The 19,052-nt window shown below is 53.9% G+C and carries 17 protein-coding genes; 10 read left to right on the top strand and 7 right to left on the bottom strand.

Translation table 11 applies throughout. The features are described 5' to 3' along the window. The first annotated feature begins 54 nt into the window (after nucleotides 1-54). The 3 genes from QQZ17_RS02605 to QQZ17_RS02595 all read left to right on the top strand — a co-directional run bounded on the left by QQZ17_RS02605 (nucleotide 55) and on the right by QQZ17_RS02595 (nucleotide 4,562). Nucleotides 55-507, top strand: a complete 453-nt coding sequence (locus QQZ17_RS02605) for a YhcH/YjgK/YiaL family protein (protein WP_152401801.1) — start codon at nucleotides 55-57, stop codon at nucleotides 505-507. A gap of 479 nt (nucleotides 508-986) precedes the next feature. Continuing rightward, nucleotides 987-2,087, top strand: coding sequence for a NapC/NirT family cytochrome c (locus QQZ17_RS02600; protein ID WP_152401802.1), 1,101 nt, complete (start codon nucleotides 987-989; stop codon nucleotides 2,085-2,087). Nucleotides 2,088-2,114: 27 nt separating this feature from the next. After that, entirely contained in the window at nucleotides 2,115-4,562 is a 2,448-nt protein-coding gene (locus QQZ17_RS02595) for a molybdopterin guanine dinucleotide-containing S/N-oxide reductase (protein WP_152401804.1), read from the top strand. A gap of 94 nt (nucleotides 4,563-4,656) precedes the next feature. Here the strand turns inward: QQZ17_RS02595 and argF are convergent, their stop codons facing one another. After that, nucleotides 4,657-5,661 (bottom strand): ornithine carbamoyltransferase, encoded by a 1,005-nt coding sequence (gene argF / locus QQZ17_RS02590; protein ID WP_152401807.1) that lies wholly within the window; start codon nucleotides 5,659-5,661, stop codon nucleotides 4,657-4,659. Next, nucleotides 5,631-5,726 (bottom strand): putative translational regulatory protein ArgL, encoded by a 96-nt coding sequence (gene argL / locus QQZ17_RS26355; protein ID WP_371305914.1) that lies wholly within the window; start codon nucleotides 5,724-5,726, stop codon nucleotides 5,631-5,633. The genes argF and argL overlap by 31 nt, the downstream gene beginning before the upstream one ends. A 98-nt stretch (nucleotides 5,727-5,824) precedes the next feature. On the opposite strand from argL, the gene rraB reads away from it, so the two are divergent. The 3 genes from rraB to QQZ17_RS02575 all read left to right on the top strand — a co-directional run bounded on the left by rraB (nucleotide 5,825) and on the right by QQZ17_RS02575 (nucleotide 7,987). Beyond that, nucleotides 5,825-6,250 (top strand): ribonuclease E inhibitor RraB, encoded by a 426-nt coding sequence (rraB, locus tag QQZ17_RS02585; RefSeq protein WP_042321721.1) that lies wholly within the window; start codon nucleotides 5,825-5,827, stop codon nucleotides 6,248-6,250. Between the two features lie 60 nt (nucleotides 6,251-6,310). Next, complete coding sequence (miaE, locus tag QQZ17_RS02580) at nucleotides 6,311-7,075, top strand: tRNA isopentenyl-2-thiomethyl-A-37 hydroxylase MiaE (protein WP_152401809.1); 765 nt, start codon at nucleotides 6,311-6,313, stop codon at nucleotides 7,073-7,075. 81 nt (nucleotides 7,076-7,156) lie between these two features. After that, the gene (locus QQZ17_RS02575) at nucleotides 7,157-7,987 is read left to right on the top strand and encodes a topoisomerase II (RefSeq protein WP_152401811.1); all 831 of its coding nucleotides are present in this window, start codon (nucleotides 7,157-7,159) and stop codon (nucleotides 7,985-7,987) included. A gap of 6 nt (nucleotides 7,988-7,993) precedes the next feature. Here QQZ17_RS02575 and QQZ17_RS02570 read toward each other — a convergent pair whose 3' ends face one another. Next, nucleotides 7,994-8,497, bottom strand: a complete 504-nt coding sequence (locus tag QQZ17_RS02570; RefSeq protein ID WP_152401813.1) for a GNAT family N-acetyltransferase — start codon at nucleotides 8,495-8,497, stop codon at nucleotides 7,994-7,996. A gap of 179 nt (nucleotides 8,498-8,676) precedes the next feature. Between QQZ17_RS02570 and QQZ17_RS02565 the strand changes: the two genes are divergently transcribed. Beyond that, nucleotides 8,677-9,867 (top strand): YjgN family protein, encoded by a 1,191-nt coding sequence (locus tag QQZ17_RS02565; RefSeq protein WP_152401815.1) that lies wholly within the window; start codon nucleotides 8,677-8,679, stop codon nucleotides 9,865-9,867. Between the two features lie 72 nt (nucleotides 9,868-9,939). Here QQZ17_RS02565 and QQZ17_RS02560 read toward each other — a convergent pair whose 3' ends face one another. The 3 genes from QQZ17_RS02560 to pepA all read right to left on the bottom strand — a co-directional run bounded on the left by QQZ17_RS02560 (nucleotide 9,940) and on the right by pepA (nucleotide 14,886). Continuing rightward, on the bottom strand, nucleotides 9,940-12,795 hold the full coding sequence (locus tag QQZ17_RS02560; RefSeq protein ID WP_152401817.1) for a valine--tRNA ligase: 2,856 nt from the start codon (nucleotides 12,793-12,795) through the stop codon (nucleotides 9,940-9,942). Beyond that, entirely contained in the window at nucleotides 12,795-13,238 is a 444-nt protein-coding gene (holC, locus tag QQZ17_RS02555; RefSeq protein WP_046495682.1) for a DNA polymerase III subunit chi, read from the bottom strand. Before holC ends, QQZ17_RS02560 begins: the two co-directional genes overlap by 1 nt. A gap of 136 nt (nucleotides 13,239-13,374) precedes the next feature. Continuing rightward, a complete protein-coding gene (pepA, locus tag QQZ17_RS02550) occupies nucleotides 13,375-14,886 on the bottom strand; it encodes a leucyl aminopeptidase (protein ID WP_094465749.1) in 1,512 nt (503 codons plus the stop codon). Between the two features lie 153 nt (nucleotides 14,887-15,039). Here pepA and ytgA point away from each other — a divergent pair, with 153 nt between their 5' ends. The 3 genes from ytgA (at nucleotide 15,040) to lptG (ending at nucleotide 17,335) form a co-directional block, all read left to right on the top strand. Then, complete coding sequence (ytgA, locus tag QQZ17_RS02545) at nucleotides 15,040-15,090, top strand: protein YtgA (RefSeq protein ID WP_211180521.1); 51 nt, start codon at nucleotides 15,040-15,042, stop codon at nucleotides 15,088-15,090. Between the two features lie 62 nt (nucleotides 15,091-15,152). Continuing rightward, the gene (gene lptF / locus QQZ17_RS02540; RefSeq protein ID WP_152401823.1) at nucleotides 15,153-16,253 is read left to right on the top strand and encodes an LPS export ABC transporter permease LptF; all 1,101 of its coding nucleotides are present in this window, start codon (nucleotides 15,153-15,155) and stop codon (nucleotides 16,251-16,253) included. Further along, nucleotides 16,253-17,335 carry an LPS export ABC transporter permease LptG gene (gene lptG / locus QQZ17_RS02535; RefSeq protein WP_152401824.1) on the top strand — a complete coding sequence of 361 codons (1,083 nt, stop codon included), beginning with the start codon at nucleotides 16,253-16,255 and terminating at the stop codon, nucleotides 17,333-17,335. Before lptF ends, lptG begins: the two co-directional genes overlap by 1 nt. A 138-nt stretch (nucleotides 17,336-17,473) precedes the next feature. Here the strand turns inward: lptG and QQZ17_RS02530 are convergent, their stop codons facing one another. Continuing rightward, complete coding sequence (locus tag QQZ17_RS02530; protein WP_152401826.1) at nucleotides 17,474-18,976, bottom strand: helicase HerA-like C-terminal domain-containing protein; 1,503 nt, start codon at nucleotides 18,974-18,976, stop codon at nucleotides 17,474-17,476. Nucleotides 18,977-19,052: the final 76 nt, after the last annotated feature.

Raw genomic sequence — 19,052 nt, 5'->3', positions numbered from 1 at the left:
ATTTTTTCGTATAACAATTAAAATTGAAACGCTGTTTTGAATGAGGGGTATAAGATGATCGTTGGTAACATTCACCATCTGCAATCCTGGCTTCCTGAAGAACTTCGCCAGGCGATTGAGCACATCAAGGCAAACGTCACCGAAACGACGGAGAAGGGGAAACATGAGATCGACGGCAGCCGTCTGTTCTATCTGATTTCTGAAGATATGACCGAGCCGTTCGAGAAGCGTCGGGCGGAGTATCACGCGCGCTATCTGGATATTCAGATCGTGCTGAAAGGGCAGGAAGGGATGACCTTCAGCGTTCTGCCTGCCGGTAAGCCGGATACCGACTGGCTGGCTGATAAAGACATCGCGTTTTTAGCGGAAGGTGAGCAAGAGAAAACGCTGATCCTGAATGAAGGCGACTTTGTCGTCTTTTATCCGCAAGAAGTGCACAAACCGCTGTGTGCCGTCGGCGCACCCGCGCCGGTGCGTAAAGCGGTGGTTAAACTGCTGATGGCCTGAAACAGTCAAGGCCGGGACTGAGCAGCCGCTCCCTGAATCGGAGCGGCTGTACCTTTTATCCCTTATCTTAAATTCGGCCGTAAAGTTCCTTGCTCCTGCGAAAGCGGTAAAAAATATCAAAACGGCTGCCTGCATTCATCATTCAGAAGAGAGCCAATCTGTACAGGTCGGTTTATTTCAGCCATTAATAGCGCACCGCGATCACATTATTTCCTTATGTATTTAAATATATAACGAGGGCTCGATTTCAGTTAGTCGTTGTATATTTAATTTTATATCGCTATCGCCATAACTTCAGTCACAACATACGGTTAGCGGTAACCTTTTCGGTTAACTTTCAAAAACTCGATCAATAGCACGTTTAACTCTTTCTGGTTAATAACACTTTTGTGTTACATCAATTCTTGTTTAAAAAGCATCCCGCAAAATATATCCCACAAAATTAAATATTAACTTTTGAATTAATTTCAGGGCAAGGTATGAATAAAAAATGGAAGTGGATAGCAGGTCTTGTTTTCGTGGGCATTATCCTGGGGGGAACTCTCGCGCTGTCATCCATGTGGATGATGCATAAAACGTCTGACACCTCGTTTTGTCTCTCCTGTCACACCATGCAAGCACCCTATGAAGAGTACCAGGGGTCTGCGCACTTTATGAATCAAAAAGGTATCCGCGCTGAGTGCCAGGATTGCCATATTCCGCAATCGGGTATGGATTACCTGATCACGAAAGTTCGGGCCAGCAAGGATATCTGGCATGAGTTTGTCACCGGCAAAATTGATACGCCGGAAAAATATGAGGCGCACCGCCTTGAGATGGCGGAGACCGTCTGGGATCAAATGAAAGCCAACGATTCGGCGACCTGCCGCTCGTGTCACCAGTTTGACGCCATGGATCTGCAAAAGCAGAGCGCCGACGCGCAGAAAATGCATGCGCTGGGCATCAAAGAAAAACAAACCTGTATTGATTGCCATAAAGGTATCGCGCACTTCCCACCTGAAATCACAATTGACTCCAAAGCCCATGATGCACTGATAGAAAGCGCACGCCAGACGCCGGTTGATGCAAAAGAAGTGTACCCCGTCGCGCCTACCTCACTGGGCAATCTGGGCACGGTTTACCCGGCCACCAAACTGAACGTGGTGGGTCAGTCTGGCGATGCGCGTGAAGTGGAGATAATCGGTAGCCAAATGCAGGGAGCCGAGCAGGTGATTTACTTTGCGGCGGGCCAGCGTTTAGTCCTTGCCACGCTTACCGATGAAGGACAAAAAGCACTCAAAATCTCCAGTGACTGGGAAAAAGATCCTTACGGAAACGCGTGGCGCACGGTTTCTCTACGCGCGCCACTGGCTGAACCCGCACTGGGTAAACCCGACGCTATCTGGGACTACGCCAAAACACTCGACAAAACGTATTGCTCCGGATGCCATGCGCCGATTTCTTCTGAACATTACACCTTAAATGCCTGGCCTTCCGTAGCAAAAGGGATGGGCGCGAGAACGGACATCAGCGCTGAGGATTTAGACATCCTTACTCGCTGGTTCCAGTATCACGCCAAAGATTTTACCTCTAAGGAATAACTGAAAATTACGATTAAAGGAAACCCCATGAATCTTACACGACGTAACTTTATAAAGTATGCCGGCGGTTCCGCTGGCGCAATGATGATTACCTCGGCAATCCCGATGCCGACGTGGGCCGCAGGCGCGCCGGGTAACGCGATCCTGACTGCGGGGCGTTGGGGAGCGATGTACATTGAGGTTAAAGACGGCAAAATTGTTTCGTCTCGTGGCGCGCTGGCGAAAACGATTCCCAACGATCTGCAAACTACCGCACCGGATCAGGCACATACCCCGTGCCGTATTCAATCTCCGATGGTACGTAAAGGCTTTCTGAATGCGCCGGGCAAACCGGACGGCAACCGTGGTAAAGACGAGTTCGTCAAAGTGTCATGGGAAGACGCCCTGAAGCTCATTCACGAACAGCACGCCCGTATCCGTGCCGAGCATGGCCCTTCTTCCGTATTTGCGGGGTCTTATGGCTGGCGCTCCAGTGGCGTACTGCACAAAGCGCAGACGCTGCTTCAGCGTTACATGAGCATGGCGGGCGGCTACACCGGACATACCGGCGACTACTCTACTGGCGCGGCACAGGTGATCATGCCGCACGTAGTCGGTTCGGTAGAAGTTTACGAGCAGCAGACGGCATGGCCGCTGCTCCTTGAACATAGCCAGGTGGTGGTCCTGTGGGGCCTTAACCCACTGAACACCCTGAAAATTGCCTGGACCAGTACTGATGAGCAAGGCCTCGAGTACTTCAATAAACTGAAAGCCTCCGGCAAAACCGTTATCGCCATCGATCCGCAACGCTCAGAAACCATCGATTTCTTCGGTGATAAAGCGCAGTGGATTGCGCCGAATATGGGTACCGACGTGGCGCTGATGTTGGGTATTGCGTCCGTGCTGGTAGAAAAAGGCCTGCATGACAAAGCCTTCCTCGATAAATACACCACCGGCTATGGCGAATTCGAAGCTTATCTGACGGGTAAAAGCGACAACACGCCGAAAAATCCGGCCTGGGCCGAGAAGATTTGCGGCGTTCCGGCGAAGCAAATGGAAATTCTGGCGGAAATCTTTGCCAAGAATAAAACCATGCTGATGGCGGGCTGGGGCATTCAGCGTCAGCAGTATGGCGAACAGCGCCACTGGATGCTGGTCACCCTGGCGGCGATGCTCGGCCAGATTGGTACCGAGGGTGGCGGTTTTGGTTTCTCTTACCATTACTCTAACGGCGGCAACCCAACCCGTAGCGGCGGGGTGCTGTCGGCGATTTCAGCGACAATCGCAGGCGGCTCGTCTGCTGGCAACGACTGGGCAACTTCCGATGCGGTTGAAGCGTTCCCGGTTGCGCGTATTGTTGAGGCCCTGGAAAACCCCGGTGGCAAATATCAGCATAATGGTAAAGAACAAACCTTCCCCGATCTGCGCATGATCTGGTGGGCCGGCGGTGGCAACTTCACTCATCATCAGGACACCAACCGCCTGGTAAAAGCCTGGCAAAAACCGGAACTGGTGGTGATCTCCGAGTGCTACTGGACGGCTGCTGCCAAGCACGCTGATATTGTTCTGCCGATCACCACATCGTTTGAACGTAACGACCTGACCATGACCGGCGACTACAGCAACCAGCATCTGGTGCCGATGAAACAAGCTATCCCACCGCAATTCGAGGCCCGCAACGATTTTGACGTGTTCGCGGATATGGCGGAGTTGCTGAAACCAGGCGGTAAAGCTGCCTATACCGAAGGCAAGAGCGAAATGGACTGGCTGCGCGAGTTCTACGACGTGGCGCAGAAAGGCGCTCGCCAGCAGCGCGTCAATATGCCGCAGTTTACCGCCTTCTGGGACGCGAACAAGCTGATCGAAATGCGTAAGAACCCGAAAGAAGAAGCATTTGTGCGCTATGCCGATTTCCGTAAGGACCCGGTGATGAACCCGCTGGGTACGCCGAGCGGCAAAATCGAGATCTACTCGAAAACCATCGAAGGCTTCAACTATAAGGATTGCCCGGCGCATCCGACCTGGCTGGAACCAGACGAGTGGGCTGGCAACGCTAAAGAGGGTGAACTGCAACTGCTGACCGCGCACCCGGCGCATCGTTTACACAGCCAGCTTAACTATGCGTCGCTGCGTAAACAGTATGCGGTGGCTAACCGTGAGCCGTTCTACATCCATCCGGAAGATGCGAAAAAACGTGGCATTGCCGACGGCGATTTGGTGCGTGTCTGGAACGCGCGCGGCCAGGTGTTGACCGGCGCGAAAGTTACCGACGGCATCAAGCAGGGCGTGGTGTGTATCCATGAAGGCGCATGGCCGGATCTGGATTATGCTGGCACCGGGATCTGTAAAAACGGCGGGGCCAACGTGCTTACCAAAGACATCCCGACCTCGCGTCTGGCGAATGGCTGTGCTGGCAACACTGCGCTGGTGATGGCGGAGAAATACACTGGACCGGAGCTGGAACTTACCGCGTTTACGCCACCAATGGGCGCGTAATTCACGGTTGTAATACTGAGCGGAAACGGTGATTTCGTCTCAGACTACTCATGAACCCCACATTGTTATGTGGGGTTTTTCTTTGCAGATAACATTATTGTGCCAGCGTTGCCACCATCACGGCTTTAATGGTATGCATCCGGTTTTCGGCCTGGTCGAACACAATACTGGCCGGGGATTCAAATACCTCATCGGTGACTTCCATCCCGCCATGCAGACCAAATTCCTCCGCCATTTTTTTACCGAGCGTGGTCTGGTCGTCATGAAACGCGGGCAGGCAGTGCAGGAACTTCACCTGCGGATTCCCGGAAAGCGTCATCATCTGGCTGTTGACCTGATAGTCACGCAGCATGGCGATACGCTCCGCCCACTTCTCTTTTGGTTCGCCCATCGACACCCAGACGTCGGTGTAGATAAAGTCCGCACCTTTCACTCCTGCCGCGATATCTTCGGTGAGCGTAATGTTGCCGCCATTTTTCTTCGCCATTGCGCTGCATTCTGCGACCAGCGATGCTTCTGGCCAGCAGGTTTTTGGCGCCACCAGACGCAGATCAAGCCCGGTGAGTGCGGCGGCTTCCAGCATTGAGTTACCCATGTTATTGCGCGCATCACCGGCGTAAACCAGCGTCATGTCGTTGAACGCTGTGCCCGGTAAATGTTCCTGCATTGTCAGCAGGTCGGCCAGCAACTGGGTGGGATGGAACTCATTGGTCAACCCGTTCCATACCGGTACACCGGCATAGTCGGCCAGCGTTTCGACCACTTCCTGACCGTAACCGCGATACTGAATGCCGTCATACATCCTGCCCAGCACGCGTGCGGTGTCCTTAATTGACTCTTTATGCCCAATCTGGCTCCCGCTGGAACCGAGATAAGTGACGCGAGCGCCCTGGTCGTAAGCGGCAACTTCGAAAGAGCATCGTGTACGGGTCGAGTCTTTTTCGAAGATGAGCGCGATGTTTTTGCCTGTAAGTTTTTGTTCTTCTTTGCCATTTTTCTTATCGGCTTTCAGTTTTGCGGCAAGTTGGATAAGTGCGTTGAGTTCAGCAGAGGTGAAATCGAGTAACTTTAAAAAATGCTTCTGATAAAAACCTGACATAGTTCCCTCCCATGGCTGATGCCATCTATTGAATTAAAATTCAATTTATATGGATGATTATGCATTTGCAACCCCGTTTAACAAATCTTTTCTGGAAAGGTGGAGGCAACGACGGTGGTATGTGACAATAAGAGTATCGGCAGGACATTATGAGGAACGAGCCATGGCAAACCCGGAACAACTGGAAGAGCAGCGTGAAGAAACGCGCCTGATTATTGAAGAATTACTGGATGATGGCAGCGACCCGGACGCGCTGTATACCATCGAGCACCATCTTTCCGCAGACGATTTCGAAACCCTGGAAAAAGCCGCGGTTGAAGCGTTTAAACTTGGCTACGAAGTGACCGAGCCGGAAGAGCTGGAAGTGGAAGAAGGCGACACCGTCATTTGCTGCGATATCCTCAGTGAATGTGCGCTGAAAGCCGATCTTATCGACGCGCAGGTTGAGCAACTGATGAACCTGGCAGAGAAATATGACGTTGAATACGACGGCTGGGGCACCTACTTTGAAGATCCGAACGGTGAAGAAGGTGAAGAGGGCGACGACGAAGACTACGTCGACGAAGATGACGACGGCGTGCGTCACTAAGATCCCCGCACGTTAAAAGAGTACGGCAGTTTGCTGCCGTACTCTTTCGACAGGTTACACATGGACTATCCGCAAATTCTCTCCCCGGTACGCCAGTTTCTACACTGTCCTACCCCGCAGGCCTGGATTGACCAGGCGCGCGATCCGCAAAACCTTCCTCTGCTGCTCACCGATCATTTGATTTGCGAACTTAAGGCGGCGCAAACGGCGATGCTGCTGGTGCGTAAGTACGTGGCGGATAAACCGGGTGCGGATGCGCTGCTCGCCTGGCTGCAGCCGTATGAAGCCTTTGCCTTCCGCGAAGGGCCGGAACCGGACTTTGTCGCGCTCCATAAACAGATTGGTAAAAGCGTGATGCCAGAAACGGACGATCCGTGGGGCCGCCAGCTTATCGACAGCATGGTGCTGTTGATAAAAGAAGAACTGCACCACTTCTGGCAGGTGCGCGAAGCGATGCAGGCCAGAAATATTCCTTACGTGAAGATCACCGCCAGTCGCTACGCAAAAGGGATGCTGAAAGCGGTGCGCACGCATGAACCGCTGACGCTGATTGATAAGCTGATTTGTGGGGCTTACATCGAAGCACGCTCCTGCGAACGCTTTGCCGCGCTGGCCCCGTTTCTCGATGACGACCTGCAAAAGTTCTACCTGTCGCTACTGCGCTCCGAAGCGCGCCACTTTCAGGACTACCTGGCGCTGGCGCAACAGGTGTCGCAGGAGGATATTTCTCCCCGCGTCCGTCATTTTGGTGAAGTGGAAGCCGTGCTGATAGCCTCACCGGACAATGAGTTTCGCTTTCACAGCGGCGTCCCCGTCGCCTCTTAATTTCGGTAGTTCTGCCTGCTGTAAGGTGACATCCCGTCGCGAGCAGGGAAAAATGTCTCCTTTTCAGGGCAAGGAATACCGATGAACTGGACACATGTACTTCTCGCAGGCTACGTCGGCGCGGTTATCGCTGCGGTGATTGGGCTGATGCGTAAAAAAGGCTGGGTGGGGAAAGCCTCTGGCGCGGTGCTGATGATTGTGGCGATCGTCGCGTGGAACCTCTTTGACGTGCACTACCTGATCCCGCGAGAAAAAGCGGCATCCGGTCAAACGGAAGAGCAGCAGTTTGATGCCGTGCTACTGCAAATGCCGACGTTTCAGGTACTGAAGGAACAGGAGCCGACATTCTGGATCCATCTTCGTACACAGGCGCTGCAGCTAAAAAATGAAGGTAAAACCGAGCAGCAAATTATCGATACCATTCAACCGCAGGTGCTACAAATTCAGATGTCGCGTTTACAGCAGGCGCCGGACAGCAACGTCGTTGACTATATGAAGATCAATCTCGAACAGATTGCCGCGGTGCAGAAAAAAGGCGACGACGAGTGTTTCCGCTTTCTCTTCCCGCAGGTCAAAGGCGGGATTAACCCGACGCGTCTGATCTCGCAGGATATTCTGAAACGGCGTATGGAAGGCGATGCCACGATGATGCGCGCGGCGTATGGTGTCAATAAACACACGGTGACAGAGGCTGAGAAACAACAGGCCATGGAGGATCTGCAAAACGTCGTACCGGTGCTGGTGCAGCGTTACGGGCAGGATGTACAGCTTATGGCTGAGCCGCAGAAGGGCGTGGGGAAAGAAAAGGTTGTCTGCGATCTGGTGCAGGATATGTGGGTGGAAGTGCTGAAATTGCCAGCCGCTCAGGCCGCTGGCGTGATTCGACTTTCGGTATCGCCTGAGATGCAATAACCTGCTTTACAGGGGTTTGAGCATGCGCACTTCGCAATCGACGTGCCCGGTGCAGCCCAGCGGTTCGCTGATATGCTCAAACCCTAAATGTTCGTACAGGCCAATCGCCTCGCGTAAAAAGGCAGTGGTTTCCAGATAGCAGTGTTTAAATCCCTGCGCGCGAGCGTGGTCCATCGCCATCAGCGCCAGCTTTTTCGCCATGCCTTGTCCGCGCGCCGCGGGCAAAAAGTACATTTTTTGCAGCTCGCAAATATCGGGTTCGCTACACGTTAACGGGGCAATTCCGCCACCGCCCACGATTTCCCCATTACGCTCCACCACCCAATACGCATGGCCTGGCTGAGAGTAGAGCTGATACAGTTCGTCCAGATTCGGATCGGCAACCGTATAGCCTTTGTCAGCGGAGAGACCATATTCGGCGGACACCTGACGGATAACCGCCGCGATGACAGGATTATCCTGTACGCAAAGGGGACGGAGAGTGAGGGACTGATGCTGTTGATTACTCATATTTTCGTTTAATTAAATCTACATATATATAATTATAATTGATATCACTGTCTGTGAAAGCATGCAAGCAGTACGTAAAAAAACAAGCGTTTCTTCACTGAACGGGTTATTCTGCGTTTTCTGATAGTGATATTATTTAATAGTTTTCATTTTTATATTTGGCAAACAAAGGAATTGTTATGGACTCAGTAGTAAAAAACGGGCAGCAGTCTCGTTGGCAGTTTGACTTTCATGGTCGCGCCGGAGAATATTTTATGATCTGCCTGACTAATATCATTCTATGTATCATTACTCTTGGCATTTATACACCATGGGCGATGGTGCGCAGTCGTCGCTATATTTATGAAAATATGGAATTGAACGGTGCGCGTTTTGGCTACCATGCGACGGGACTGGCAATTTTCTTAAGCTGGTTGTTCCTGGTTTTTGTTATTATCTTGATCTCTTTCTTCGCCGCCGTGCCCGCGCTTGAACTGGTGTTACTGTTGGTATTTTTCCTGGTATTACCCCTCTTTATGGTCAAAAGCATAAAATATAATGCCATGATGACCACACTGAATAATGTGCGCTTTAACTTTCACAGCCCATTGGGACGTGCATGGTGGGTGATGATGGGATTACCCGTTGTGCTTTATATTCTGCTGACGGTGATTATTCTCCTGGTGGTGAATATTCCTGGTGACAGCGTTACGGCTATTATTACAAAAGTCCTGTTAGCATTCGTTATTTTCCTGGCAGGCGCCGGCGTTATTGCCGGTGTCGTGTATGCGAAATGGATTACGCTGCTCGGTGAGGGCGGTCAGTTTGGTATTCATCGTTTCGCTGTTGCTGTAAGCGTAAAACAGTGCATTAAAGTGTGTTTCCTGTCGATGCTGATCGTTGTGCCTTTCCTGGCGATGATTGCCTGGCTCTTTTCCGGCATTTTCAGCGCCATCATGATGGCCAGCATGATGGGCGGGATGAGTGAGGAGGCGCAGCTTGCACTGATCCTTGAGTACCAGGGACAAATCATCGCCTGCTACCTGCTCTATTTCGCTGCCATTCTGCTTTCCACTGGGTATATGTGGATGGGTTTGCGTAATCATTTTATGAACAGTCTGACGCTCGCGAACGGCGGTATCCGTTTTCATTCCGGTATCGCATTTCATGCGCTGGTGGTGCAGTGGGTGCTGATTGCCGTGGTATCGTCCATTACGCTGGGGCTGGCCTATCCGTTAATGAAGATGCGCTATCTGCGTTTCCTGGCGGCGAATACCTGGGTTGATGGCGATCTGGATACTCTGGAACTGACTGACCATGATGAACAACCCGAGACAGGGCCGATTGCGGTGCTTTCACGCGGTATGATGCCGCAGGTTCCATTTATTTGATACAACAAGCCTGATACAAAAAGGCCGGAGCATGCTCCGGCCTTTTTACATTACCGTTATCCGGTTATTCGATTACAGCGCGGCGATGACCGCCTGCTGCTCAACCAGCTTCGTTTTCGCTTCGGCGTAGCCTTCCAGCTTCTCACGCTCTTTAGCGATGACCGCTTCCGGCGCGCGCGCCACAAAGCCTTCGTTAGCCAGTTTGTTTTCGATACGGCTGATTTCACCTTCGATTTTCGCCACTTCTTTTGCCAGACGCGCCAGCTCATCTTCTTTGTTGATGAGGCCTGCCATCGGGATCAGCAGTTCGGCACCGTCGATAATTTTGGCGACCGATACCGGACCTTTGTCGTCGGCAGGCAGCACGGAGATGCTTTCCAGACGCGCCAGATTCAGCAGGAAGCTGCGGTTGTCGTTCACGCGACGAATCGCGTCATCGCTGCAACCACGCAGCAGCAGTTCCAGCGGTTTGCCCGGCGCGATGTTCATTTCCGCACGGATATTACGCACAGCGGCGATCGCCTGCTTCAGCCATTCGGTATCGGCAAGGGCTGCTTCATCAACCTGAGACGCGTCATAGGCCGGGAACGGTTGCAGCATGATGGTGTCGGCGGTAATCCCACAAATCACTTTCACGCGCTGCCAGATGGTTTCCGTGATAAACGGAATGATCGGGTGCGCCAGGCGCAGCAAACCTTCCAGAACGGTAACCAGCGTGTGGCGAGTGCCGCGCAGTTCAGCTTCCGTCCCACCGTTCATCACCGGTTTCGTCAGTTCCAGATACCAGTCGCAGAACTGGTTCCAGGTGAACTCGTACAGAATGCCCGCGGCGATATCGAAGCGGAAGTTGTCCAGCGCTTCACGATACGCTTTCGTGGTCTGGTTGAATTCCGCCAGGATCCATCTGTCCGCCAGCGACAGGGTCATTTCGCCGCCGTTGAAACCGCAATCCTGGTCTTCCGTGTTCATCAGCACAAAGCGGCTGGCGTTCCACAGCTTGTTACAGAAGTTACGGTAACCTTCCAGACGCTTCATATCCCAGTTGATGTCGCGACCGGTAGAGGCGAGCGCGGCCAGGGTGAAGCGCAGGGCGTCGGTGCCGTGCGGCTCAATGCCGTCCGGGAACTGTTTCTCGGTACGCTTAGCAATCTTCTCTGCCAACTGCGGCTGCATCATGTTGCCGGTACGTTTCTCCAGCAGGTCTGCCAGGGAAATCCCGTCGACCATATCCAGCGGGTCAATGACGTTGCCCTTGGATTTGGACATTTTCTGCCCTTCGTCGTCACGAATCAGACCGGTCATGTAGACGGTATGGAACGGCACCTGCGGCTTGCCGTTTTCATCTTTGATGAAGTGCATGGTCATCATGATCATGCGGGCAATCCAGAAGAAGATGATGTCGAAGCCGGAGACCATCACAGAAGTCGGATGGAACTGACGCAGCGCGTCGGTGTTTTCCGGCCAGCCGAGCGTGGAGAAGGTCCACAGCGCGGAGGAGAACCAGGTATCCAGTACGTCGTCGTCCTGACGCAGCGCAACGTCGGCACCCAGGTTGTTTTCCTTGCGTACTTCGTCTTCGTTGCGGCCCACATAGACGTTACCGTCGTTGTCGTACCATGCCGGAATACGGTGGCCCCACCACAACTGACGGGAGATACACCAGTCCTGAATATCACGCATCCAGGAGAAGTACATATTTTCGTACTGCTTCGGTACGAACTGAATGTCGCCATTCTCAACCGCTTCCACCGCCGGTTTTGCCAGCACGTCGGCACGGACGTACCACTGGTCGGTTAGCATTGGTTCGATGACCACGCCGCCACGGTCGCCGTACGGGACGGTCAGATCGTGTGGTTTAACCTCTTCCAGCAGGCCCAGTGCGTCGACGGCGGCAACCACCGCTTTACGTGCGGCAAAGCGTTCCAGTTTCTGGAACTCAGCCGGGATCTCGCTTGAGTAAACGTCAGATTCTTCGCCTTTGGTGTCGTACACTTCCGCCGTTTCGCGGATATCGCCATCAAAGGTGAAGATGTTGATCATTGGCAGGGCATGACGACGACCGACTTCATAGTCGTTAAAGTCGTGTGCCGGGGTGATCTTCACGCAGCCGGTGCCTTTTTCCATGTCGGCATGTTCGTCACCGACGATCGGAATGCGGCGGTTTACCAGCGGCAGCACCACGAATTTGCCAATCAGATCTTTATAACGCGGATCTTCCGGGTTGACGGCAACGCCGGTATCGCCGAGCAGGGTTTCCGGACGGGTGGTCGCAACCACCAGGTAATCTTTACCGTCAGCGGTTTTTGCGCCGTCGGCCAGCGGGTAGCGGATATGCCACATCGAGCCTTTAGACTCGCGGTTTTCCACTTCCAGGTCAGAAATGGCGGTGCGCAGTTTTGGATCCCAGTTCACCAGGCGTTTGCCACGGTAAATCAGATCTTCTTTGTACAGGCGGACAAACACTTCTTTCACGGCATTGGAAAGACCTTCGTCCATGGTGAAGCGCTCGCGCTCCCAGTCAACGGAGTTACCGAGGCGGCGCATCTGGCGAGTGATGGTGCCGCCGGATTCCGCTTTCCACTGCCAGATTTTGTCAATGAAGGCATCGCGACCATAGTCGTGACGGGTTTTACCTTCTTCTGCGGCAATTTTACGCTCAACCACCATCTGGGTCGCGATACCGGCGTGGTCGGTACCGACCTGCCACAGGGTATTTTTCCCCTGCATGCGCTGGTAGCGAATCAGGGTGTCCATGATGGTTTGCTGGAAAGCATGACCCATATGCAAACTGCCGGTGACGTTCGGCGGCGGGATCATGATGCAGAAGGACTCTTTGCTTTCATCGCCGTTAGGCTTGAAATAGCCCTGCTTTTCCCAGTGCTCGTAAAGCGGCTGTTCGATATCTTGGGGGTTGTATGTCTTTTCCATTATTTCCAGGTTGCCGTATTCAGGTTAAAACCAGCCACGCGGTAGGCTTTGTAGCGTTCACGCGCCGATTGTTTCAGAGAATCTTCGTAAGGAACGAAGTCTATCACTTCTGTGAAAGCGGTGGCAAAATCTGCAAAGCCAACGCGCAGACTGATGAGCAGATCGCGCGGGCTGCTGTTGCGTTTTTCCGGCCAGGCGATTTCCACCGGCGAGCCGCCGCGCGGTCCTTCACCTGCCAGATTGTGCGGGACGAAACTGTCAGCCGGTCTGGCCCACAGTGCTTCATCCAGGCGAATCGCCTGTTTTTCGTCTTCGCAAGCAATCAACACGCGTTTACCACTGCGCCAACGTTCTGCGGCAATCTCACACACCAGTTGCTCGACGGCACTTAAGCCATCGACGGTGTTTTCGTTGTCCAGAAGGTAGAACGTTGCATTCTTCATATATGGGGCTTCTTGTGGTGGATTTAAACGCGTTGCCATGTTGCACACCGTAGGCCTGATAAGGCGCATTAGCGCCGACATCAGGCATTTTGCCGGATGGCACTGCGCTTATCCGGCCTACGGGGCAATCTCTAACTTACTCTTCGCCGGAAAAACCCGCACGATTGAGCAGGAACTGTGACAGCAACGCCACCGGACGACCGGTTGCGCCTTTGGCTTTCCCGGAGCGCCAGGCGGTACCGGCGATATCAAGGTGCGCCCAGTTGTACTTGCGGGTAAAGCGCGACAGGAAGCAGCCTGCGGTGATCGCACCGCCAGGACGGCCGCCAATATTCGCCATGTCCGCAAAATTGGACTCCAGCTGTTCCTGATACTCATCACCCAGCGGCAGACGCCATGCGCGGTCACCGGCTTGTTCAGACGCGCCGATCAGCTCGTGCGCCAGCGGGTTATGGTTCGACATCAGACCGGTGATGTGGTGGCCCAGCGCAATCACGCAGGCACCCGTCAGGGTCGCCACGTCGATCACGGCTTCCGGCTCAAAACGCTCAACGTAGGTTAAGACGTCGCAGAGTACCAGACGGCCTTCGGCATCGGTGTTCAGCACTTCGACCGTCTGACCGGACATCGTCGTCAGCACGTCGCCCGGACGATAGGCGCGACCACCCGGCATGTTTTCACAGCCCGCCAGCACGCCGATGACGTTGATCGGCAACTGAAGCTCCGCCACCATGCGCATCACGCCGTAAACGGCTGCGGCACCGCACATGTCGTACTTCATCTCGTCCATGCCTTCGGCAGGCTTGATGGAGATACCGCCGGAATCAAAGGTGAGCCCTTTACCGACCAACACGATCGGGCGGACGTCTTCGGACGGACTGCCTTTGTACTCGATTACCGACATCAGCGATTCGTTCTGCGAACCGTGACCGACGGCGAGGTAAGAGTGCATTCCCAGCTCTTTCATCTGCTGTTCGCCGATGACGCGGGTGACCACATTCTTACTGTAGCTGTCAGCCAACTGGCGCGCCTGAGAGGCCAGGTAGGCGGCGTTGCAGATATTCGGCGGCATGTTGCCGAGGTCTTTCGCAGCCTTAATACCGGCGGCAATGGCCAGTCCGTGCTGGATAGCACGCTCGCCGCTGGTCAGTTCACGGCGGGTCGGCACGTTGAAGACCATTTTACGCAGCGGGCGACGCGGCTCGCTTTTGGTGGTCTTCAACTGATCGAAACTGTACAGCGTCTCTTTGGCCGTCTCGACAGCCTGACGTACTTTCCAGTAGTTGTTGCGGCCTTTGACGTGCAGTTCGGTCAGGAAGCAGACGGCTTCCATCGAGCCGGTATCATTCAGAGTGTTTATCGTTTTCTGAATAACCTGCTTATACTGACGTTCATCCAGCTCGCGCTCTTTGCCACATCCGATGAGGAGGATACGCTCGGACAGCACGTTGGGAACATGGTGCAGCAACAAGGTCTGACCTGGTTTGCCTTCCAGTTCGCCACGGCGCAGCAGGGCACTGATGTACCCGTCGCTGATTTTATCGAGCTGTTCTGCAATCGGAGAAAGGCGGCGTGGTTCAAAGACGCCCACGACGATGCAGGCACTCCGCTGTTTCTCCGGGCTACCGCTTTTTACACTAAACTCCATGCACTACGCTCCTGAATCTTAAAGACAACGGCGGCGCCTGCGGTTAGAATTGCAAGCTTTCGTAACTCATGTCCGCAGTTGCGGTGACTTCGTGTTAATCTTAACGTTATTACGGCATTGGCACATCAGAACGCGTTCTGAGTGGCGAATCCGCTGAGTATAATAATTTTAGCGACGATTTCGACGACTCAAGAGAATAAATGACGTTTAAGCCATGAAACAAGCTAAATTCCTGCAAAAGACGAGTTTTTACGGGCGTATTTAAAGTGATAATCATAAGATATCTGGTGCGGGAGACGCTCAAAAGCCAGCTTGCCATCCTCTTCATCCTGCTTTTGATTTTCTTTTGTCAAAAGTTAGTGAGGATCCTCGGCGCAGCGGTTGACGGTGACATTCCGGCAAATCTGGTGCTCTCGTTGCTGGGCCTCGGCGTGCCTGAAATGGCGCAGCTCATCCTGCCGCTCAGCCTGTTCCTCGGCCTGTTGATGACTCTGGGCAAACTGTATACCGAAAGTGAAATTACGGTGATGCATGCCTGCGGTCTGAGCAAGTCCGTGCTGGTGAAAGCCGCCATGATCCTGGCGCTGTTCACCGGTATCATCGCCGCCGTTAATGTCATGTGGGCGGGACCGTGGTCGTCAAAGCATCAGGATGAGGTACTCGCTGAGGCGAAAGCCAATCCAGGAATGGCTGCACTGGCGCAAGGGCAGTTCCAGCAGGCCACCAACGGCGGTTCGGTACTGTTCATTGAAAGCGTTGAGGGTAGCCATTTTAAAGATGTGTTCCTCGCGCAGATTCGCCCGAAAGGTAACGCCCGTCCTTCCGTGGTGGTTGCCGATTCCGGACATTTATCGCAACTGCGCGACGGCACGCAGGTGGTCACCCTGAACAAAGGTACCCGCTTTGAAGGCACCGCACTGCTGCGTGATTTCCGCATCACCGACTTCCAGGACTATCAGGCGATTATTGGTCATCAGGCGGTAGCGCTGGATCCTAACGATACTGACCAGATGGATATGCGTACGCTGTGGTCCACTAATACCGATCGGGCCCGTGCGGAGCTGCACTGGCGCATCACGCTGGTATTCACCGTATTTATGATGGCGCTGATGGTCGTACCGCTGAGCGTGGTCAACCCACGTCAGGGCCGCGTGCTGTCAATGCTGCCTGCGATGTTGCTGTATCTGATGTTCTTCCTGATCCAAACCTCCCTGAAATCCAACGGCGGGAAAGGTAAGCTGGATCCGGTTATCTGGATGTGGGTCGTCAACCTGCTGTACCTGGCGCTGGCAGTGGGCCTGAACCTGTGGGATACAGTGCCGGTGCGCCGTCTGCGCGCCAGTTTTTCGCGTAAAGGAGCGGTGTGATGCAGCCATTTGGTGTCCTTGACCGCTATATCGGTAAAACTATTTTCACCACCATCATGATGACGTTGTTCATGCTGGTGTCGCTTTCCGGCATCATCAAGTTTGTTGACCAGCTCAAAAAAGCCGGGCAGGGGAGCTACGATGCGCTGGGCGCGGGGATGTACACCCTGCTCAGCGTGCCGAAAGATGTGCAGATTTTCTTCCCAATGGCGGCGCTGCTTGGCGCGCTGCTAGGCCTTGGGATGCTGGCTCAGCGCAGCGAACTGGTGGTGATGCAAGCGTCGGGTTTTACCCGTATGCAGGTAGCGCTCTCGGTGATGAAAACCGCGATCCCGCTGGTGCTGCTGACCATGGCCATCGGCGAGTGGGTTGCGCCGCAGGGCGAGCAAATGGCGCGTAACTACCGTGCGCAGGCGATGTACGGCGGTTCGCTGCTTTCCACCCAGCAGGGGCTGTGGGCGAAAGACGGCAATAACTTTGTTTACATCGAACGGGTGAAAGGCGATGAAGAGTTAGGGGGGATCAGTATCTACGCCTTTAACGATCAGCGTCGTTTGCAGTCCGTGCGCTATGCCGCGTCTGCGAAGTTTGATCCGGAACAGAAGGTCTGGCGTCTGTCGCAGGTGGATGAGTCAAATTTGACCGATCCGAAGCAGGTAACCGGTTCGCAAATCGTGAGCAGTACCTGGAAAACTAACCTCACGCCGGACAAACTGGGCGTGGTGGCGCTGGACCCGGATGCGCTTTCCATCAGCGGTCTGCACAACTACGTGAAGTACCTGAAGTCGAGCGGCCAGGAGGCCGGACGCTATCAGCTCAATATGTGGAGCAAAGTTTTCCAGCCGCTGTCCGTTGCGGTGATGATGCTGATGGCGCTGTCGTTCATCTTTGGCCCACTGCGTAGCGTGCCGATGGGCGTGCGTGTGGTGACGGGGATAAGCTTTGGTTTTGTCTTCTACGTGCTGGACCAGATCTTCGGCCCGCTGACGCTGGTGTACGGCATCCCGCCAATTATCGGCGCACTGCTGCCGAGCGCCTCATTCTTCTTAATCAGCCTCTGGCTGATGATGCGTAAGTCATAATCTCCGGCACGTTCTGGCGCAGTGCCTGATGGCGCTGCGCTTATCAGGCCTACTCGCGAATTATGATGCGTAAGTTGTCATCTCTTGTAGGCCGGATAAGGCGGTTACGCCGCCATCCGGCAAACTGCGGCGCAATGCCTAGCGTCTTCTGCCGCCCATCAAACTGCCTAACATCCCGCGAATGATCTGATTGGTCACCTGACGCGCGGCGCTTTTCGCCACGCTCTGCACGACGCCATCACGCTTACCGCCGCGTGGCCCGGTAGTGCCGAACAGAATATCTTTCAGACCGCCAAGAATACCGTCGTCAACGGCCACTTCTTTACCTTTCGCGGGGGGATTACTCTGTTGTTCAGTAGCCACTTGTATGCCTTTTTGCAGCATTTCAAACGCGGATTCGCGATCCAGGTCGTCTTCATATTTACCATAAAGCGCAGAGTGGTTGATCAGTCCGTTGCGCTCATCATCCGTCACCGGTCCCATACGTGAGCACGGGGCAATTACCATCGCCCGCTCAACGACCGACGGGCTGCCTTTAGCATCAAGAAACGAGACCAGCGCTTCGCCGGTACCCAGTTCCTGAATCGCTTTCTCCGTATCAAACGCCGGATTGGCGCGCATGGTTTGTGCGGCGGTTTTCACCGCTTTCTGATCTTTCGGCGTGAAGGCGCGTAGGGCGTGCTGAACGCGGTTGCCCAACTGACCGAGTACGTTATCCGGAATATCCGCCGGGTTCTGCGAAACAAACCAGACGCCAACCCCTTTAGAGCGGATCAGACGGATCACCTGTTCGATTTTATCCAGCAACACCTGCGGTGCGTCGTTGAACAGCAAATGCGCTTCGTCGAAGAAGAAGACCAGCTTCGGTTTTTCCAGATCGCCAGCTTCCGGCAACTGTTCGTAAAGCTCGGAGAGCATCCACAGCAGGCTGGCGGCGTAGAGTTTCGGCATCTGGTAGAGCTTCTCGGCACTGAGAATATTGATGATCCCTTTGCCGTTGGCATCGGTGCGCATCCAGTCTTTGATGTCGAGCATCGGCTCGCCAAAGAAGTGCGTTGCCCCTTGCTGTTCAAGCGTCAACAGCCCGCGCTGAATAGCCCCGACTGAAGCACTGCTGATGTTGCCATACTGATTCTGGAAGGATTTGGCATTGTCGCCGATGTATTGAGTGATGGCCCGCAGGTCTTTGAAATCCAACAGCAACAGACCCTGGTCATCGGCAATGCGGAAGATAATGTTCAGTACGCCGGACTGTACCTCGTTAAGGTTCAGCAGACGCGCCAGCAAGAGCGGCCCGAGGTCAGAGACCGTGGCGCGAACCGGATGGCCTTTTTCACCGAAGATATCCCACAGCACCACCGGGTTGCTGTGCGGTTGCCAGTCGGTAATACCAATATTTTTCAGTCTGGCGAGCAGTTTCTCGGAGGCTTGTCCCTCAGCGGCGACGCCCGTTAAATCACCTTTCACATCGGCCATAAATACCGGCACGCCAATTTCCGACAGCGATTCGGCCAGTTTTTGCAGCGTAACGGTTTTTCCGGTACCGGTCGCGCCAGTAATCAGTCCATGACGGTTTGCCATACCGGGGAGTAAAAACACTTCAGTGTCTGGCGTGCGGGCAATCAGCAGGGGTGAGCTCATTAGATTTCCTCCATTTATCCTGCGTCGAGTATAGGCAATGTGAAGGAAAGAGAATATGCGCAGGGGAGAGAAAATC

The organism is Citrobacter sp. T1.2D-1, from assembly GCF_950098555.1.
GTDB lineage: Bacteria > Pseudomonadota > Gammaproteobacteria > Enterobacterales > Enterobacteriaceae > Citrobacter_A > Citrobacter_A telavivensis.
The sequence above is the reverse complement of the archived record's forward strand: the minus strand, read 5'-3'. Positions and strand labels throughout refer to the sequence as shown.

What these genes read in the sequence shown, in the direction of transcription:
- QQZ17_RS02605 (WP_152401801.1), top strand. Translation starts at nt 55, where the DNA reads ATGATCGTTGGTAACATTCACCATCTGCAATCCTGGCTTCCTGAAGAA.
- QQZ17_RS02600 (WP_152401802.1), top strand. Translation starts at nt 987, where the DNA reads ATGAATAAAAAATGGAAGTGGATAGCAGGTCTTGTTTTCGTGGGCATT.
- QQZ17_RS02595 (WP_152401804.1), top strand. Translation starts at nt 2,115, where the DNA reads ATGAATCTTACACGACGTAACTTTATAAAGTATGCCGGCGGTTCCGCT.
- argF (WP_152401807.1), bottom strand. Translation starts at nt 5,661, where the DNA reads ATGTCAGGTTTTTATCAGAAGCATTTTTTAAAGTTACTCGATTTCACC.
- argL (WP_371305914.1), bottom strand. Translation starts at nt 5,726, where the DNA reads ATGCATAATCATCCATATAAATTGAATTTTAATTCAATAGATGGCATC.
- rraB (WP_042321721.1), top strand. Translation starts at nt 5,825, where the DNA reads ATGGCAAACCCGGAACAACTGGAAGAGCAGCGTGAAGAAACGCGCCTG.
- miaE (WP_152401809.1), top strand. Translation starts at nt 6,311, where the DNA reads ATGGACTATCCGCAAATTCTCTCCCCGGTACGCCAGTTTCTACACTGT.
- QQZ17_RS02575 (WP_152401811.1), top strand. Translation starts at nt 7,157, where the DNA reads ATGAACTGGACACATGTACTTCTCGCAGGCTACGTCGGCGCGGTTATC.
- QQZ17_RS02570 (WP_152401813.1), bottom strand. Translation starts at nt 8,497, where the DNA reads ATGAGTAATCAACAGCATCAGTCCCTCACTCTCCGTCCCCTTTGCGTA.
- QQZ17_RS02565 (WP_152401815.1), top strand. Translation starts at nt 8,677, where the DNA reads ATGGACTCAGTAGTAAAAAACGGGCAGCAGTCTCGTTGGCAGTTTGAC.
- QQZ17_RS02560 (WP_152401817.1), bottom strand. Translation starts at nt 12,795, where the DNA reads ATGGAAAAGACATACAACCCCCAAGATATCGAACAGCCGCTTTACGAG.
- holC (WP_046495682.1), bottom strand. Translation starts at nt 13,238, where the DNA reads ATGAAGAATGCAACGTTCTACCTTCTGGACAACGAAAACACCGTCGAT.
- pepA (WP_094465749.1), bottom strand. Translation starts at nt 14,886, where the DNA reads ATGGAGTTTAGTGTAAAAAGCGGTAGCCCGGAGAAACAGCGGAGTGCC.
- lptG (WP_152401824.1), top strand. Translation starts at nt 16,253, where the DNA reads ATGCAGCCATTTGGTGTCCTTGACCGCTATATCGGTAAAACTATTTTC.
- QQZ17_RS02530 (WP_152401826.1), bottom strand. Translation starts at nt 18,976, where the DNA reads ATGAGCTCACCCCTGCTGATTGCCCGCACGCCAGACACTGAAGTGTTT.